Origin of the sequence: Photobacterium sp. BZF1 (assembly GCF_014349205.1) — a bacterium.
In the GTDB taxonomy this organism is placed as follows: Bacteria; Pseudomonadota; Gammaproteobacteria; order Enterobacterales; family Vibrionaceae; genus Photobacterium.
Map to the genome: position 1 here is coordinate 1 of NZ_JACSOF010000026.1, position 15,927 is coordinate 15,927.

Annotated in this window: 20 protein-coding genes; 7 read left to right on the forward strand and 13 right to left on the reverse strand. The window is 51.0% G+C overall.

Annotated features, from left to right (window positions below; translation table 11 throughout):
- Window positions 1-170: 170 nt before the first annotated feature.
- The 12 genes from mgtE to BIZ37_RS07705 all read right to left on the reverse strand — a co-directional run bounded on the left by mgtE (window position 171) and on the right by BIZ37_RS07705 (window position 9,550).
- Entirely contained in the window at window positions 171-1,529 is a 1,359-nt protein-coding gene (gene mgtE / locus BIZ37_RS07650; protein WP_187461024.1) for a magnesium transporter, read from the reverse strand.
- A gap of 206 nt (window positions 1,530-1,735) precedes the next feature.
- Complete coding sequence (locus tag BIZ37_RS07655) at window positions 1,736-2,011, reverse strand: HPr family phosphocarrier protein (protein ID WP_187461025.1); 276 nt, start codon at window positions 2,009-2,011, stop codon at window positions 1,736-1,738.
- Window positions 2,008-2,862 (reverse strand): RNase adapter RapZ, encoded by an 855-nt coding sequence (gene rapZ / locus BIZ37_RS07660; protein WP_187461026.1) that lies wholly within the window; start codon window positions 2,860-2,862, stop codon window positions 2,008-2,010. The genes BIZ37_RS07655 and rapZ overlap by 4 nt, the downstream gene beginning before the upstream one ends.
- Window positions 2,863-2,901: 39 nt before the next feature.
- Window positions 2,902-3,351, reverse strand: a complete 450-nt coding sequence (ptsN, locus tag BIZ37_RS07665) for a PTS IIA-like nitrogen regulatory protein PtsN (protein WP_107300000.1) — start codon at window positions 3,349-3,351, stop codon at window positions 2,902-2,904.
- Between the two features lie 3 nt (window positions 3,352-3,354).
- Entirely contained in the window at window positions 3,355-3,642 is a 288-nt protein-coding gene (gene hpf / locus BIZ37_RS07670; RefSeq protein ID WP_107300001.1) for a ribosome hibernation promoting factor, read from the reverse strand.
- A gap of 26 nt (window positions 3,643-3,668) precedes the next feature.
- Entirely contained in the window at window positions 3,669-5,159 is a 1,491-nt protein-coding gene (locus tag BIZ37_RS07675) for an RNA polymerase factor sigma-54 (protein WP_187461027.1), read from the reverse strand.
- A 109-nt stretch (window positions 5,160-5,268) separates the two neighbouring features.
- Window positions 5,269-5,994, reverse strand: a complete 726-nt coding sequence (lptB, locus tag BIZ37_RS07680; protein WP_107300003.1) for an LPS export ABC transporter ATP-binding protein — start codon at window positions 5,992-5,994, stop codon at window positions 5,269-5,271.
- Between the two features lie 6 nt (window positions 5,995-6,000).
- Window positions 6,001-6,504, reverse strand: a complete 504-nt coding sequence (gene lptA / locus BIZ37_RS07685; protein ID WP_187461028.1) for a lipopolysaccharide transport periplasmic protein LptA — start codon at window positions 6,502-6,504, stop codon at window positions 6,001-6,003.
- Complete coding sequence (lptC, locus tag BIZ37_RS07690; RefSeq protein ID WP_187461029.1) at window positions 6,491-7,048, reverse strand: LPS export ABC transporter periplasmic protein LptC; 558 nt, start codon at window positions 7,046-7,048, stop codon at window positions 6,491-6,493. Before lptC ends, lptA begins: the two co-directional genes overlap by 14 nt.
- Window positions 7,045-7,596: a 3-deoxy-manno-octulosonate-8-phosphatase KdsC gene (gene kdsC / locus BIZ37_RS07695; RefSeq protein ID WP_187461030.1), complete on the reverse strand. Its 552-nt coding sequence runs from the start codon at window positions 7,594-7,596 to the stop codon at window positions 7,045-7,047. The genes lptC and kdsC overlap by 4 nt, the downstream gene beginning before the upstream one ends.
- Complete coding sequence (locus BIZ37_RS07700; protein ID WP_187461031.1) at window positions 7,596-8,567, reverse strand: KpsF/GutQ family sugar-phosphate isomerase; 972 nt, start codon at window positions 8,565-8,567, stop codon at window positions 7,596-7,598. Before BIZ37_RS07700 ends, kdsC begins: the two co-directional genes overlap by 1 nt.
- Window positions 8,568-8,581: 14 nt before the next feature.
- Window positions 8,582-9,550, reverse strand: coding sequence for a calcium/sodium antiporter (locus BIZ37_RS07705; RefSeq protein WP_187461032.1), 969 nt, complete (start codon window positions 9,548-9,550; stop codon window positions 8,582-8,584).
- 457 nt (window positions 9,551-10,007) lie between these two features.
- Here BIZ37_RS07705 and mlaF point away from each other — a divergent pair, with 457 nt between their 5' ends.
- From mlaF to murA, 7 genes are read left to right on the forward strand one after another with little or no spacing between them, the layout of a single operon-like run.
- Entirely contained in the window at window positions 10,008-10,832 is an 825-nt protein-coding gene (gene mlaF, locus BIZ37_RS07710; protein ID WP_187461033.1) for a phospholipid ABC transporter ATP-binding protein MlaF, read from the forward strand.
- Window positions 10,829-11,611, forward strand: coding sequence for a lipid asymmetry maintenance ABC transporter permease subunit MlaE (mlaE, locus tag BIZ37_RS07715; protein WP_370577320.1), 783 nt, complete (start codon window positions 10,829-10,831; stop codon window positions 11,609-11,611). The genes mlaF and mlaE overlap by 4 nt, the downstream gene beginning before the upstream one ends.
- A gap of 37 nt (window positions 11,612-11,648) precedes the next feature.
- On the forward strand, window positions 11,649-12,125 hold the full coding sequence (mlaD, locus tag BIZ37_RS07720; RefSeq protein WP_107300011.1) for an outer membrane lipid asymmetry maintenance protein MlaD: 477 nt from the start codon (window positions 11,649-11,651) through the stop codon (window positions 12,123-12,125).
- 12 nt (window positions 12,126-12,137) lie between these two features.
- Window positions 12,138-12,782 carry a phospholipid-binding protein MlaC gene (gene mlaC, locus BIZ37_RS07725; RefSeq protein ID WP_187461034.1) on the forward strand — a complete coding sequence of 215 codons (645 nt, stop codon included), beginning with the start codon at window positions 12,138-12,140 and terminating at the stop codon, window positions 12,780-12,782.
- Window positions 12,775-13,086: a lipid asymmetry maintenance protein MlaB gene (locus BIZ37_RS07730; RefSeq protein ID WP_187461035.1), complete on the forward strand. Its 312-nt coding sequence runs from the start codon at window positions 12,775-12,777 to the stop codon at window positions 13,084-13,086. Before mlaC ends, BIZ37_RS07730 begins: the two co-directional genes overlap by 8 nt.
- A 20-nt stretch (window positions 13,087-13,106) precedes the next feature.
- Entirely contained in the window at window positions 13,107-13,364 is a 258-nt protein-coding gene (gene ibaG, locus BIZ37_RS07735; RefSeq protein WP_107300014.1) for a BolA family iron metabolism protein IbaG, read from the forward strand.
- Between the two features lie 10 nt (window positions 13,365-13,374).
- Complete coding sequence (murA, locus tag BIZ37_RS07740) at window positions 13,375-14,631, forward strand: UDP-N-acetylglucosamine 1-carboxyvinyltransferase (RefSeq protein WP_187461062.1); 1,257 nt, start codon at window positions 13,375-13,377, stop codon at window positions 14,629-14,631.
- A gap of 202 nt (window positions 14,632-14,833) precedes the next feature.
- On the opposite strand, the gene degS is transcribed toward murA, so the two are convergent.
- Complete coding sequence (gene degS, locus BIZ37_RS07745; RefSeq protein ID WP_107300016.1) at window positions 14,834-15,901, reverse strand: outer membrane-stress sensor serine endopeptidase DegS; 1,068 nt, start codon at window positions 15,899-15,901, stop codon at window positions 14,834-14,836.
- Between the last annotated feature and the right edge of the window lie 26 nt (window positions 15,902-15,927).

Sequence of the window (15,927 nt, forward strand, 5' to 3'; positions counted from 1 at the left end):
GACTGAGTCCCATGATGTACGAACTGAGAAATTAACCCCCGTGTCTACTTTACGGGGGTCATATCAACCCAGGACCCAGGACCCAGGACCCAGGACCCAAAAACAAGCGAGAGGCTTTCACCTCTCGCTTTTTTAATGGTTGTCGTTCGGGCTAGCCGCTTACAAAGTGTTTAGACAAGAAAGAGGGTCGCTAAGCCAAGGAAGACCGAAAGGCCGACAATGTCGGTAATGGTGGTCAGGGCCATACCGCCCGCCAGCGCCGGGTCGATGTTCATCTTCTTGAGCATGATCGGGATACATACCCCGGCAACTCCGGCAACCAGTAGGTTGGTCAGCATAGCCCCGGCGATAATCGCCCCGAGTAACAGGTTACCTTTCCACAGCACGACAACTCCACCGATAATAGCGGCCCACAGCACACCGTTTAGTAGGCCTACCCGTGCTTCTTTACTCAACAGCCAGCGGGTATTGGTCTCACCGATATGGCCTACGGCCAAACCACGGATCACTAGGGCGACTGTCTGGTTACCGGCAACACCACCCATTGATGGGACAATCGTCATCAGGATAGCAATCGCCGCCATTTGCTCCAGCGTGTCTTCGAATAGGTTGGAGACCGATGCGGCGGCCAGTGCCGCGAGCACGTTGACCCCAAGCCAGATGCTACGTCGTTTGGCTGATTTGACTACAGGGGCAAAGGTATCTTCATCGTCATCCATACCGGCCATACTCATCATCGAGTGCTCGGCATCTTCACGGATAATATCAACCACGTCATCGATGGTGATACGGCCGACCAGTTGGTCGTCGGCATCAACCACCGGGGCCGAGAGCCAGTTACGGCGTTCGAATAGGTTAGCGACTTCACCATCATCCATATCAAACGGAATAGCCTCGTCGGCATCATCCATCACATCATGGATTTCGGTATCCGGTTGGGTGGTGATCAGGGTGGCTAATGACAGGTGGCCGATAAGCTTTTCGTTCTGATCGACTACATACAGGGCATCCGTCGCTTCTGGCAATTCACCTTTCATCCGCAGGTAACGCAGTACCACATCTGCAGTGACATCACCCCGGATGGTGATAAAGTCGGTGCTCATGATCCCGCCGGCAGTTTCCTCCGGGTAGGCCAGAGCTTTCTCGACCCGGTGCCTATCGGTGGCATCCATCTGGGCAAGTACCTCTTGGTACTTGCTATCAGGCAGGCTACGCAGGACGTAGGCAACGTCATCGGTTTCCATGCCTTCGGTCACCGCTGCCAGTTTGTCCGGTGCCATCTGGGCAACAATGCCGTCTTTAACGTCTTCTGATAGCTCGTCGAGGATCTCGCCCTGCTCTTCAGGATCGGTTAACTGCCAAAGTACTTGACGTTCTTTGGGGGGAGAAGCTTCTAGCAGGTGGGCAATATCTTCCGGCTCCATATCCTGAAGCATACGGCGGACATGGACAAACATGCCGTTTTCAAGCGCTTGGTTAACTTCTTGCAGCGTTTGATGAGTTTGATCTTGATCGATGACATCGGCCATTGTTTGCAGTACCCCAAATGACTCTGATGTGAAATACCCCAGTGTCCTGAATGCGAATGGTGGACAGGTGGACGGTATATCAGCGCAATAAATTGAATTTTAACGCAATCGTTAGGGTGTTGTCTCACCAGAAGTGAGAGGAATTGATGAATTATTGAAGAAATGCCTGCCCGGAGAACGGCGGGTAGGGGGAGTTCGGCCTGTGACTAGCTTTCTTCGTCAAAGCCAGCTTCGATGAGCTCGCTGACCGCATTGAGGGCTTGCTCGGCATCGCCACCCTCTGCACAAACTAATACTTGCTGGCCTTGGGCCGACTCAAGCATCAAAAGTCCCATCACACTGTCTGCGGTGGCACTCTTCTCGCCATTGCTGATGGTGATGCAGGATTCAAAGCTCTGCGCCAGCTCAACCAGTTTAATGGCTGCCCGGGCATGGAGACCCAGGCGATTTTTGATAAACAGCTCACGCGAGAAAATGGTCATGACTTTGTAGTTTCCAGAGTACGGTGCCTAACCTGGACTTGGTGTCCCTCATAGCGGAAGTACTCTGCCAGTTGCTGGGTAATGTAGACCGAACGGTGTTGACCTCCGGTACAGCCGATCGCCACCGTGAGGTAACTGCGGTTGTTCTTTTCCAGCATCGGTAGCCAAGTCTCGATGAAGTTGCGTATCTGGTAGATAAGCTGGCTGACTTCAGCATGGCCAGAGAGGTAGTCTTTGACTTCCTGATCTAGGCCGGTCAGGGGCTTGAGCTCTGGGATCCAATGAGGGTTAGGCAGGAAACGGACGTCAAAGACATAGTCAGCATCATTCGGTAGGCCGTGTTTGAAACCAAATGACTCGAACACCATGATCAGCTCGCGGGCGTCGCGGCCAAGTACTCGTGAACGAACCGTTTCACTCAGGTCATGAATCGACTTGGTGGTGGTATCAATCACCAGATCTGCCCGGGCTTTTAAGCTAGACAACTGGGTACTCTCGGACAAGATTGCCTGCTCGAGCGTCATGCCATGTCGAGAAAGTGGGTGTAGGCGGCGGGTTTCGCTATAGCGCTTGACCAGGGTTTTGTCATCGGCGTCAAGGTAAATCACATTGACGTCGACATCGTCACCAAGGGTGTCCAGGGTATGGCTGATTTCCTCGGGATCTTCCGGCATATTGCGCACATCAATACTGACGGCAATATTTTGCTGGTTACCTTGCTGGGTCTCGATAAATTGAGGAAGCAGGTTGACCGGCAGGTTATCAACACAGTAGTAGCCCAGATCTTCTAATACTCGCAGGGCAATAGATTTACCTGAGCCCGAGCGTCCGCTTACGACCATTAACATCATGGCTAGCTGTCCTTAACATTCATGGGTGGTTGAAGGTCATTATGAATCACAGGTGAGTATTTGATAAAGCTCTTCGTCGCTTTTTGCGGTACGTAGTTGCTTACAAACCTGCTTGTTGCTGAGCTTTTCAGCCATGCTAGAGAGGGTTTTGAGGTGCTGTTGGCACTGTTCGTCGGGTACCAGCAAGGCAAACAGAAGGTCGACGGGTTGATTGTCGATAGCATCAAACTGAATCGGGTCCTGACATTGGATCAGGACGGCGATTGCTTGATCACTGCTGCTGATTCGACCGTGAGGGATAGCGATACCGTTGCCGATCCCGGTGCTGCCCATTTTTTCGCGGTTGAGCATACACTCGAACAACGGCTGGGGGTTTTGGTCTAGGTGCTTGGCAGCGACTTCGCTGATGATTTCCAAGGCACGTTTTTTACTGGAGCAAGGGACTGCACTTTTCGTGCAGTCCAGGCTCAATACATTACTCAGTTGCATGATTCAGTGGCTTTTGAGCTTATCTTTGTGTTTGTTAAGTTGACGCACCAGTTTATCAGTTAATGCATCAATAGCGGCATACATATTTTCCGAATCCGCTTTGGCGTGGATTTCTCCAGCGTTAATATGCAACGTTGCTTCAGCCACTTGCTGTAGCTTTTCCACGTTCAGAATGACTTGAACATTATTGATCTTATCGAAAAACCGCTCCAGCTTATCGAACTTCGTCTCCACGTACTCACGCATGGATGGGGTGATTTCAACATGGTGGCCAGTAAGATTGATTTGCATAGACAACTTCCTTCTTGTGGCGTCTGTTAGAGCAGACGTTTTCGCTGATTGGACGGCGGGATACCCAGCGATTCACGGTATTTGGCAATGGTCCGTCTTGCTACCATGATCCCTTGTTCCGCCAGTAATGTCGCTATCTTGCTGTCACTCAGCGGTTTGGCCTGGTTTTCGGCGGCAACCAGCTTTTTCACCAAGGCCCGGATAGCGGTGGATGAACACTCGCCACCGTTGTCGGTGCTGACGTGACTGGAGAAGAAGTATTTCAGTTCAAAAATCCCACGCGGTGTATGCATGTATTTCTGCGTTGTAACGCGTGAGATGGTGGACTCATGCATGTCGACCGCCAGGGCGATGTCGTTAAGTACCATAGGCTTCATGGCTTCCTCGCCATATTCGAAGAAGTCCTGTTGGTGCTCGACAATGCAGCGGGCGACCTTCAATAAGGTTTCGTTGCGGCTTTCTAGGCTCTTGATCAGCCATTTGGCATCTTGCAAATGGGTACGGATAAATTGGCTGTCGGCCGAGTTACGGGTATTTTTGCTAAGGGCTGCATATTGCTCGTTGACCTTAATACGCGGCACGCTATCTGGATTGATGGTCACGACCCACTTGCCATGATCTTTGAATACCGACACATCCGGCACCACGTACTCAGTGTCGGAAGCAACCACGCGGTTACCCGGTCGAGGGTCAAGGCCGTGGATCAGTTGCATCACCTGCTTGAGTTCAGGCTCTTTGAGCTTGGTGTCACGCATTAACTGGCGGTAATCACGGTTGGCCAGCAGGTCGATATAATCGGTCAGCAGCATCCGGGCTTCTGGAAGCCAAGGCGTATCGGGTTGGAAGGTTGCAAGTTGGAGCAAGAGGCATTCCTGCAAGTTGCGTGAGGCCACCCCGAGCGGGTCGAACTGCTGGATCCGTTTAAGTACGGCTTCAACTTCGTCGAGCTCGACTTCGTCATCGCCCAGGCTTTCAAGGATGTCTTCGGCTGAGCAGGTTAGGTAACCTTTCTCGTCGATGGCATCAATGATCGCCGTGGCAATAGTACGGTCAGTTTCACTAAAAGGAGTTAGTTCGACCTGCCACATTAGGTAATCCTGCAGGCTTTCGGTGGTTTCACCTTGGTAAACCGGCATGTCATCATCTAGCGCGATACCGGTATTGCCCGTGCTGGCACTGTAGACATCATCCCAGGTCGTATCGACTGGGAGATCTTCTGGCATTTCCTGTTGCTCGATGGCATCGGACGTATCGAAAGCTTCGCTGTCGGCGACTTCGGACAGGCCGTCGTCATTGCCGCTATCGCTGGCTTCAGCTGTTGCTGAGTTGCTTTCGTCTTCGCTGTTGGTGGCTTCAGGGGTCCCTTCTTCCAGCTCGAGTAATGGGTTTGCATCCAATGCTTCCTGGATTTCTTGTTGTAAATCCAGGGTAGATAGCTGCAACAAGCGGATAGCTTGCTGAAGCTGTGGCGTCATTGCCAATTGTTGACCAAGTTTAAGCTGGAGCGAGGTTTTCATATTATTGTACGTACCTTATTTTTATCGCTGGTTCTTGCTGCCTAGTACCCTAAATGGTGATCAAATCCCCTGCTTCCGCGTAGACTTCCATGAAGCATCTATAAATTAACTATAGACGGAACTGGTCACCCAGATAGACTCGTTTTACATGTTCATCATTGAGTACTTCTGATGGCGTACCATGGGCGATTAATTGCCCCTGGCTGACGATGTAGGCTTGCTCACAGACATCCAGCGTTTCCCTAACATTATGATCGGTGATCAGTACGCCAAGCCCACGATCGCGCAAATGTTCTATGATTTTCTTGATATCGATCACGGATATAGGGTCAACGCCGGCAAAAGGTTCATCCAGTAGGATGAATTTTGGGTTTGCGGCTAGCGCGCGAGCGATTTCTACCCGGCGTCGTTCACCCCCTGATAGTGCCATACCTAAGCTGTTACGAATGTGCTGTATGTTGAATTCATCCAACAATTCTTCCAGTTTTTCCTGGCGCTCAAGCTTGGTTAGCTCTTTACGGGTCTGCAGGACCGCCATCAGGTTATCGTGCACCGAGAGTTTGCGGAAAATAGAGGCTTCCTGCGGCAGGTAGCCGATACCCATGCGCGAACGGTTGTGCATAGGCTGCAAACTGATGTCGGTATCATCAATGGTGATAACCCCTTCATCGCGGGCGACAAGACCAACAATCATGTAGAAAGAGGTGGTCTTACCGGCACCGTTGGGGCCAAGCAGGCCGACAATCTTGCCCGACTCAACTTGAAGGCTGACATCAGAAACCACTTTGCGGCCATTATAGCTTTTGGCCAAATGCTGTGCTTTTAAGGTTGCCATGCGTGGTTACTTCTTGTCGTTGTTTAGCTGGTTAGGCTGGAGGATCGTGGTAACGCGCTGCTTCTTGCCGCTTTCTGCCACCAGTTTTTGCTGGTCGATACGGTAGCTGATCACATTACCTTTGATTTCGCTGCCTTCTTGGATCAGAACGGCATCCTCGGTCATCTTGAGGAACTCAGTAGCCGTTTCGTAACGCATTTTCTTGGCTGCGCCGTCAATAGGTTTGCCGTCATCCATGACCTGATGGAAGGTGGCTGGATTACCATAGGCATCGATGGTCTCTTTACCTTCCTCGCCGCCAGGGCGGGTGACAACGACTTTGTCGGCTCGGATATCGATACTGCCTTGGCGCAGGATGACATTGCCGGTGAAGGTGACGACATTCTTCTGAATGTCCAACTCCTGGTTATCTGAGTCGATATAGATAGGCTGCTCAGTGTCATTACTCAGTGCCCAGCTGGCTGTGCTCAGGCACAGGCAGAGCAGGGTGGTTAATTTATAGCGCTTCATATCTACCTTTTACATTATTCAATAAGGTGGCGATGTTACGGTCCATGTTGCCTTTCATGCCGATCCCTTCGTTTTGGAAGGCATCACCGGTAATAATGACATGATCCTGTGTGTCAAAATCCTTGCTGATTAAATCCAAACGCAATGTATCGGTCTGGATAACGCGTACCGCGGACTCTGGAAGCAAGTTGAAGATACGCACATTACCTGTCATCTGCAGGATATGGTCTTTGTCCAAACGCGCTTCATTGGAACTGATCCGCCATTCAGTCTCGCTGCCGTCTTTGTATACCCACAAGACCGGTTCAACAAAGTCCGTATTACCGCTCTGGCTAAAATGCTCTAGGTAATCAGCATCTATCTGATAGCTGCGCAGCCCTGATTCATTGTAGGCCGTATTGACAACGGACTTACCGGTAAAGATTGGTTTCTCTGCATCCGGAGCAACCTGGACATCTTCAGCCCAGTGTTTTTCCAGCAGGTAATAGCCTGTCCATGCACAAAAAACAATGAGTAGTGCATAGAATAGCCGCTTTAAGGTCATATACTTAAGCCTTTATGTTTATCTAATTCCCCTCGGGCTTCAAGGATCAGATCACACACTTCGCGCACGGCACCGAAACCGCCTTGGATACGGGTGACAAAGTCTGCACGTTGAGCCAGTAGGGGGTGCCCGTCGGCAACGCACACGGACAGGCCGATTTTTTCCATTACCGGCCAGTCGATCAGGTCATCGCCAATGTAGGCGGTGTGCTCAGGGGAGATACCCAGGTTGGCCATGATGTCTTCATAAGCCGCTAGCTTGTTGTCCTGTCCCTGGTAAACATGTTTGATACCCAGGGCGGACATACGGTTTTCGACAATTGCTGATTTGCGGCCAGTAATGATGGCGACCTCGATGCCGGCACCCATTAGGGATTTGATGCCATAGCCATCACGGGTATGGAAGGTCTTCAGCTCCTCGCCATCATTGCCCATGTAGATGCGGCCGTCGGAAAAGACACCGTCGACATCACAGATCAGTAGCTGGATAGTACGGGCACGGGAGAATATAGCTTGGCTAACTGGGCCATAAAGCGTTTCGATTTGCATTACATCACTCCCGCTTTTAATAGATCATGCATATTTAGCGCACCGACAAGCTTGCCATTGTCGGTAACCAGTAGTCCGCTAATCTTGCGATCTTCCAGTAACTTCAGTCCTTCAGCTGCCAGTACGTCGGCACTAATGGTCGCTGGGTTACGGGTCATCACCGCACCAATGGTTGTCGAATGAATGTCTACGCGGTTATCCAGTAAGCGGCGCAGGTCACCATCGGTAAAGATACCAAGTAGTTGTTGGTCTTTATCAATGATAGCTGTCATTCCCAAGCCTTTGCGAGAGACTTCGAGCAAGGCATCTTTGATCAGCGCTTCTTCGCCAACCAATGGAAGGCGTTCGCCCGTGTGCATGATATCGCTGATACGGAGTAGCAGCTTGCGGCCCAGCGCACCACCTGGATGGGAGAGGGCAAAGTCATCAGCGGTAAAGCCACGCGCCTCCATAAGGGCTATTGCAAGGGCATCGCCCATTGCTAGGGTCGCTGTCGTGCTGGACGTTGGCGCGAGGTTCAGCGGACAGGCTTCTTTGTTGACAGTGATCTGCAAGTGGATCTGAGACAGCTGTGCCATGCTGGATTCTGGCTTGCCCGTCATGCTGATCAATGGGATACCCAAGCGTTTGATCACAGGAAGCAAGGTCAGAACCTCCGATGCTTCTCCTGAGTTAGAAATTGCCAGAACCACATCGCCTTTTTCTATCATGCCTAAATCACCATGGCTGGCCTCGCCAGGGTGAACAAAGAAGGCTGGTGTGCCGGTGCTGGCCAAGGTTGCGGCAATCTTGTTACCGATATGGCCCGACTTCCCCATCCCCATCACGATGACTTTGCCGTTACATTCATGAATGAGCTGGCAAGCCTGAGTGAAGCTGCCATTGATGTAATGGGTCAGGCCATGAAGCGCTTCTGCTTCAATTTCAATAACTTTTCGGCCGATTTCGCAATAATCAAACGCTGTAGACATAATAATTCTCTCCGTTAGGCGGCCAGATTATAAAACAGATAACCTTGATAGGCGATAAAGGTCACCAATAGGATCAAACCTTCTACACGGTTGATTCGGCGGCGCTTTCCAAGTGCCATCAAAACTAGCAATACAGATACACCCAGCATGACATAGTAATCGCGTCCCATTGCCAGTGGGCTTAGGGTCGATGGGTTTAGCAGGCCCGGGATCCCCATAACAGCCAGGATATTGAAGACATTGGAGCCGATAATATTACCAACTGCCATGTCATCTTCGCCTTTGAACAGGCTGGCAACAGAGGCCGCGAGTTCGGGCAGGCTGGTACCAATCGCAATAATGGTTAGGCCAATCACCAGATCGCTCATACCGAAGTATTTGGCAATGGTTACCGCAGAATCAACCAGCATGCTGGCAGCATAAGGCAGTAGCACCAAACCGATAAGTGTCCACATAACCGCTTTCGGGTTGCTGACACCGTCGGGGATATCTGATTCTTGCTCTTCAACCAGAGGATCACCGCCAGTGGCTTTGGCATTGCGGCTGATTCTCAGCATTGCCAGCAAAAAGGCAACGAACAGCACGACGAGCAGCACACCTTCAAAGAAACCTAGGTGGCTATCCCACAGCAGGACGCCGGCAATCAAGGTGACGCCCATCATTAGCGGCAGTTCGCGGCGGATAATCTCAGAGCTGATTGAAAGGGGTTTTATCAGCGCAGTGATACCTAGGATAAGGGCAATATTGGCGATATTTGAACCCAGCACATTGCCGACTGCGGTGTCTGTTTTGCCATCTAGGGCAGCGGTGGCTGACACCATCATTTCAGGCGCCGAAGAGCCCATAGCGAGGATGGTCATACCAATGACCAGCGGGGTGACACCAAGATTTTTCGCAAGCGCCGCAGCGCCATAAACAAGTCGATCTGCGCTCCATACCAGTAAGGTCAGGCCGATACAGAGAAACACGATGGCTTCGAGCATTGTTATCCCTTTTGTAAAAATGTGCTGGATTGAATCACGACAGCATGCCGATAAAGCGGCAGCGATCCAATTGGGGTGATTAATAATAAGAGACTAATTTTGACGGTTCAGCCATGAAAAAGAAAGCAAAAGGGGTGAGAAATTACTTATTGCCTGTGCTTTTTTAATAGCTTGGGACCATTGCTAAATATGGTGGGGAGGTGAAATCACAATTGTGTTGGGAGTTGGGAGTGACAGACGACTTTTTTCGAGCCTTATACAGGGGGAAGAGGAGCATTGTTTTCATTTTACTGACTAATAAATCACAGACTTCTTACAGTTCATCTCTTGAGTTGGTAGTATTATCTACCTATCATCAAAGACATAAAGATAACTAATTAATTCTATTCATATAATGTCGCTTGTTATTTTAGCAGGCCGACTTTTGGACTGGCAGGACAGCCATAATAAGGTAACTATGGAGCAGACAGAGGCGCTGGTTTCTATCCGGCAAATGACCTTCTCCCGTGGTGAACGGAAAATCTTTGACGATGTTTCGTTGGATGTGCCCAAGGGCAAAGTGACAGCGATTATGGGGCCGTCGGGAATAGGCAAAACCACCTTGCTACGGTTAATCGGCGGCCAGATCTTGCCTGATAGCGGTGATATCTGGTTTGAAGGCTGGAATATTCCAGTATTGAGCCGCAGTGAACTGTATCTGGCCCGCAAGAAAATGAGCATGCTTTTCCAATCCGGCGCCTTGTTCACCGATATGACAGTGTTTGACAATGTCGCATTTCCGCTCCGTGAGCATACCCAACTTCCCGAAGACTTATTGCGTACCCTTGTGCTACTCAAGCTCGAAGCTGTTGGGCTCCGGGGGGCTGCGCAACTCATGCCGAGTGAGTTGTCGGGTGGTATGGCCCGCCGAGCTGCGCTCGCTCGTGCGATTGCCTTGGACCCTGATTTGATCTTGTACGACGAGCCTTTCGTTGGCCAAGATCCGATCACTATGGGGGTACTGGTTAAGCTGATCCGTGATCTTAATCAGGCTCTGGGTACGACGTCAGTGATTGTCTCTCACGATGTGCCGGAGGTGATGAGTATTGCTGACTATGTCTACATTCTTTCTGGCAGTAAGATTATCGGCCAGGGGACACCACAGCAACTGCTAGATAACCCTGACCCGCGTATCCGTCAGTTCCTCGATGGCGATGCCGATGGGCCGGTACCGTTTCGATTCCCTGCAGAGCCGATGGAGCAGGAATTGTTTGCGCTTGACGGTAAGGAGCGCAGTGCATGATGACTGAATTTATTTCCCGACAAGGGCGTCGGGCGCTGGATGTTTTCCAGACGATGGGGCGGGCGACCCTTGTGCTATTTGGCGCCTTGGTCAGTCGGCCACAGCCTGGCAAGATGTTTCCGTTACTGGTACGCCAACTCTACAATGTCGGTGTCTTGTCAGTTGCTATTATATTGGTCTCTGGGCTGTTTATCGGCATGGTGCTTAGCTTGCAGGGCTACATTGTGCTGGTGGATTTCGGGGCTGAAACCAGCTTGGGCCAAATGGTTGCCTTGTCCCTGTTACGGGAGTTAGGGCCAGTGGTGACCGCTTTGCTATTTGCTGGCCGAGCAGGCTCGGCACTGACGGCTGAAATTGGTTTGATGAAAACCACCGAGCAATTGTCGAGCATGGAAATGATGGCGGTAGACCCGCTGCGTCAGGTTATTGCCCCGCGCTTCTGGGCCGGCGTGATTTCAATGCCATTGCTGGCGATGCTGTTCTGTGCCGTAGGTATTTGGGGTGGCGAGCTGGTGGGTGTCGAGTGGAAAGGGATCGATCACGGCAGTTTCTGGTCAGTGATGCAGTCTTCAGTCGACCTTGGCTACGACATCGGCAACAGCATAATCAAATCTGTCGTTTTCGCAATTACCGTCACATGGATTGCGGTTTTCAATGGTTACGATGCGGTGCCGACATCCGAGGGGATCAGCCGCGCAACCACACGTACCGTAGTGAATTCGTCACTGGCTGTATTGGGACTGGATTTTGTCCTTACGGCCCTGATGTTTGGCAACTGATAAAGCCGCAATGCGGTAATACAACAGGAATTAACTGATGCAGCAAACGAAAAAACTAGAATTATGGGTAGGCAGCTTTGTATTGGCTGGCCTTGCTGCCCTGCTGGTCTTGATCTTCAAAGTTGCCGATGTCCAGAATTTAGGTGGCTCGGAGACTTATACCCTTAAGGCCCATTTCGACAATATTGGTGGCCTGAAAGTGCGCTCACCGATCAAGGTAGGTGGCGTAACCGTTGGTAAAATCACCAACATTACCTTGGATACAGAAACGTATGTCCCAGTGGTAACACTGTCAATCGAGAAGAAGTATGGCTATTTCCCAGAAACCAGTTCGGCAGCCATTCTTACCTCTGGCCTGTTGGGTGAGCAGTATCTGGGCATTTCCCCAGGCTTTGTTGATGAAGACATTGAAATGTTGGGAGACGGTGATCTACTTGAGGACACCAAGTCTGCACTAGTATTGGAAGATATGATTGGCCAGGTGCTGTACAGCATCGGCGGAGACAGTAACTAAGAGAGCACAATTATGAAATGGTTTCGCTATGTACTTATGATGTTTGTCTGCCTGCCGTTGGTATCACAGGCAGCGCTGGTTGATAAGACCAACCCCTATACTATGATGGATCAGGTTTCGCAGAAGACCTTTTCCCGCCTGAAGTCCGAGCAGGGATTGATCCAGCAAAACCCTGAGCGCTTGCGTACCGTCGTGCAGCAGGAGTTGTTGCCTTACATCAATACCCGCTATGCCGCTTATAAGGTGTTGGGGCCGCAACTGAAGAAAACGACCGCTCAGCAGCGTAATGATTTCGTGGCAGCATTTACCGATTACCTAGTGGCGTCTTATGCCCAGGTACTGACCCAGTACACCGATCAGGATATTGAAATTGAATCGCCAAAATCGATTCCTGCTGATCGTAGCGTGGTGTCTGTTCGGGTTGATATCGTCGACAGCAAACGCCCACCTATCCGTTTGGATTTCAAGCTACGCAAGAACAAGAAGACGGGTGAGTGGCAGGGTTTCGATATGGTGGCCGAAGGGGTCAGCATGATCTCGACCAAGCAGAGCGAGTGGAGCGGCCAGCTGCGTAACCAAGGTATAGACGCTGTGACCCAGGATCTGAAGCGATTGGCCGCCAAGCCAATTCGCCGTGAGCCAGAAAACAATGACTAAGCAAAAGATTGAGTGGCAAGCTCAGGAAAATGGTCTTTACTGCTTGTCAGGGGCATTGGAACGTGACACAGTTCCAACTTTTTGGCAGCAACGCCATGAATGGATGCCGAAGGATAGCCAGGTCAAGTTGGACCTGGCCTCAGTCGGGCGTATCGATTCTGCCGGTATGGTGATGTTGCTACACGTATACCAACAGCTGAGACAGAATGGGTCTGAGCTGAAAATATTGAATGTGCCAGAGCAGCTAGTCACGCTGCTTCGTCTGAGTCACGTTGAGTCAATGTTAGCAGCTTGCATCGAGTGAGCTGCGAAAGAGGATAGCTTGTGGAAATCTCTGAAATTAAAGAAATTCTAGAAAATGCTCTGGAACTTGACGAAGTGATCGTCAAGAGCGACGGCAGCCACTACGAAGTGATTGCGGTTGGCGCCATGTTCGAAGGTATGAACCGTGTGAAGAAACAGCAGGCTATTTACGGCCCGCTGATGGGACAGATCGCAGCGAATGAAATTCATGCGTTGAGCATCAAGACGTACACACCGGAAGAGTGGGCACGTGACAAAAAATTGATGTCGCTGTCTTAAGAGGTTAATGATGCAGAAGTTTCGAATCCAGGGCGGTGGCCCATTAAGTGGCGAAGTCTCCATTTCTGGTGCTAAAAATGCAGCATTGCCTATTTTGTTCGCAGCCTTGCTGGCCGAAGAGCCGGTAGAAGTGGCGAATGTACCAAAGCTACGTGATATCGACACAACCATGGAGCTATTGAGCCGCCTGGGTGCCAAGGTATCGCGCAACGGTTCAGTATACGTAGATGCAGGTCCAGTTAACGAATTCTGTGCGCCGTATGATTTGGTAAAAACCATGCGTGCGTCTATTTGGGCTTTGGGTCCATTGGTAGCGCGCTTTGGCCAGGGCCAGGTATCACTACCAGGCGGCTGTGCGATTGGTGCCCGTCCAGTTGACTTGCATATTCACGGCCTTGAGCAGCTAGGTGCGGAAATCACCTTGGAAGAAGGCTACGTCAAAGCGACGGTTGATGGCCGCCTTAAAGGTGCCCACATCGTTATGGATAAAGTCAGCGTGGGTGCGACAGTAACTATCATGTCTGCAGCAACATTGGCTGAAGGCACAACTGTGATCGAGAATGCGGCCCGTGAGCCAGAAATCGTCGATACAGCGGATTTCCTTAACACCCTAGGTGCGAAAATCACTGGTGCAGGTACTGATACCATCACTATCGAAGGTGTTGAGCGTTTGGGCGGTGGTTACCATGAAGTAGTTGCTGACCGTATCGAAACCGGTACTTTCCTTGTCGCAGCAGCGGTATCTGGCGGTAAGATCATGTGTCGCCACACCCGTCCATCACTGCTAGAAGCAGCGTTGGCAAAACTAGAAGAAGCCGGTGCCAAGATTGAAACCGGTGACGATTGGATCAGCTTGGACATGACTGATCGTGAGTTGAAGGCGGTAAATATCCGTACTGCTCCGCACCCTGGTTTCCCAACCGATATGCAGGCCCAGTTCTCGCTACTGAACCTGATCGCCAAAGGTACAGGTATCATTACCGAAACTATCTTCGAAAACCGTTTCATGCACATTCCTGAGCTGATCCGTATGGGCGCCCGTGCTGAAATCGAAGGTAACACAGTAATTTGTGGTGATACCGATGGTTTGAGCGGTGCACAGGTAATGGCAACAGACCTTCGTGCGTCTGCTAGTTTGGTCATCGCCGGCAGCATTGCCAAAGGCGAAACGATCGTTGATCGCATCTACCACATCGACCGTGGCTACGAGCACATCGAAGACAAGTTCAGCGCCCTAGGCATGAACATCGAGCGCTTTAGCGAGTAAAAGCTATTTTGCTTGAACTGAATATGTAAAAAATCCCCGGCCTTAGCTGGGGATTTTTTTATTGAGAGGAAAGAATATGGCCCTAGGAAAAGCGGGCCCTAGGCGCTGGGAAGAGCCGAAGAGCATGACAATGATTTAGCTCCTGGCTTTGTTAGCTTTTCCCATAGCCCCGAGCCGAGGACCCAGAGCCTGAGCCTCCGGCTCAGTACCCATTCGGCTCATCGCCAATCTGGACTGTTAGGTCGGTTGGTTGGCCGTTGCGCAGGACCTTCATTACCACTTCGGTTCCCGGGCGAAGCTCGGTGACGATATCCAGTACGTTGCGGCGGTCGGTGACCCGCTTGCCGTCAATCTCGATCAGGATATCCTGTACCTTGAAGCCGGCTTTGGCGGCGGGCCCATTCGGATCCATGCCCATGACAATGATCCCACTGATCTGTTCAGCATCGTAAAGCCTTGCCATGACCGGGTTGATATCCCGCGCTTCCAAACCGATATAACCACGGATCACGCGTCCGTCGGCAATCAGCTTGTCCATGATCTTGCGGGTCAGTTCATAAGGGATTGCAAAAGAAATACCGTAGGTTTCAATATCGGTGGCCTGCTGGAAAGAGGCGGTATTGATCCCGACCAATTCACCACGGGTGTTGACCAAGGCACCACCGGAATTACCTTCATTGATTGCCGCATCGGTCTGCAGGAAGTCCTGCCTGCCGTAAAAACTCATGCCTGAACGGCCGGTGGCCGAGATAATACCGTAAGTTGTTGTCTGCCCAAGGTTGTAAGGGTTACCTATTGCTAGCACAACGTCGCCAACGGCTGGACGGTAGTCTGGGCTTGTGGGGATCACAGGTAGGTTTTCGGCTTGGATCTTCAATACTGCGAGGTCGGTCCGTTGGTCTTTACCAATTAATTGGGCGGTAAGGATGCGACCGTCTTGCAAGGCAACGATGACCTGATCGGCTTCGGCGACAACGTGGTAATTGGTAACGATATAGCCCTTGTCACTCATGATCACGCCGGAGCCTAGGCCCTGGGTACTGAGTTGTAGACGGTCTTCGGCGTTATAGCGACGATTGTAGATATTCACCACCGCTGGAGAGGCACGGCGTACTGCGTAGTTGAAAGAGACTTGGGTCTGATTTACTTCAACTGGAGCCAATACCTGAGGTGTATCAAGCATTTGGGTCCGGAGATCAGGGAAGATCAGTAGCAGGGCGGTGGCCGTAATGACACCAAGCAACGTGGATCTAGCCAAAAAAGCCAGCATGTGTGCTCCCTTGAATGAATAAACTA

Bases quoted from the DNA above. Each gene is read 5' to 3' on its own strand.
- mgtE (WP_187461024.1), bottom strand. From the start codon at position 1,529: ATGGCCGATGTCATCGATCAAGATCAAACTCATCAAACGCTGCAAGAA.
- BIZ37_RS07655 (WP_187461025.1), bottom strand. From the start codon at position 2,011: ATGACCATTTTCTCGCGTGAGCTGTTTATCAAAAATCGCCTGGGTCTC.
- rapZ (WP_187461026.1), bottom strand. From the start codon at position 2,862: ATGATGTTAATGGTCGTAAGCGGACGCTCGGGCTCAGGTAAATCTATT.
- ptsN (WP_107300000.1), bottom strand. From the start codon at position 3,351: ATGCAACTGAGTAATGTATTGAGCCTGGACTGCACGAAAAGTGCAGTC.
- hpf (WP_107300001.1), bottom strand. From the start codon at position 3,642: ATGCAAATCAATCTTACTGGCCACCATGTTGAAATCACCCCATCCATG.
- BIZ37_RS07675 (WP_187461027.1), bottom strand. From the start codon at position 5,159: ATGAAAACCTCGCTCCAGCTTAAACTTGGTCAACAATTGGCAATGACG.
- lptB (WP_107300003.1), bottom strand. From the start codon at position 5,994: ATGGCAACCTTAAAAGCACAGCATTTGGCCAAAAGCTATAATGGCCGC.
- lptA (WP_187461028.1), bottom strand. From the start codon at position 6,504: ATGAAGCGCTATAAATTAACCACCCTGCTCTGCCTGTGCCTGAGCACA.
- lptC (WP_187461029.1), bottom strand. From the start codon at position 7,048: ATGACCTTAAAGCGGCTATTCTATGCACTACTCATTGTTTTTTGTGCA.
- kdsC (WP_187461030.1), bottom strand. From the start codon at position 7,596: ATGCAAATCGAAACGCTTTATGGCCCAGTTAGCCAAGCTATATTCTCC.
- BIZ37_RS07700 (WP_187461031.1), bottom strand. From the start codon at position 8,567: ATGTCTACAGCGTTTGATTATTGCGAAATCGGCCGAAAAGTTATTGAA.
- BIZ37_RS07705 (WP_187461032.1), bottom strand. From the start codon at position 9,550: ATGCTCGAAGCCATCGTGTTTCTCTGTATCGGCCTGACCTTACTGGTA.
- mlaF (WP_187461033.1), top strand. From the start codon at position 10,008: ATGGAGCAGACAGAGGCGCTGGTTTCTATCCGGCAAATGACCTTCTCC.
- mlaE (WP_370577320.1), top strand. From the start codon at position 10,829: ATGATGACTGAATTTATTTCCCGACAAGGGCGTCGGGCGCTGGATGTT.
- mlaD (WP_107300011.1), top strand. From the start codon at position 11,649: ATGCAGCAAACGAAAAAACTAGAATTATGGGTAGGCAGCTTTGTATTG.
- mlaC (WP_187461034.1), top strand. From the start codon at position 12,138: ATGAAATGGTTTCGCTATGTACTTATGATGTTTGTCTGCCTGCCGTTG.
- BIZ37_RS07730 (WP_187461035.1), top strand. From the start codon at position 12,775: ATGACTAAGCAAAAGATTGAGTGGCAAGCTCAGGAAAATGGTCTTTAC.
- murA (WP_187461062.1), top strand. From the start codon at position 13,375: ATGCAGAAGTTTCGAATCCAGGGCGGTGGCCCATTAAGTGGCGAAGTC.
- degS (WP_107300016.1), bottom strand. From the start codon at position 15,901: ATGCTGGCTTTTTTGGCTAGATCCACGTTGCTTGGTGTCATTACGGCC.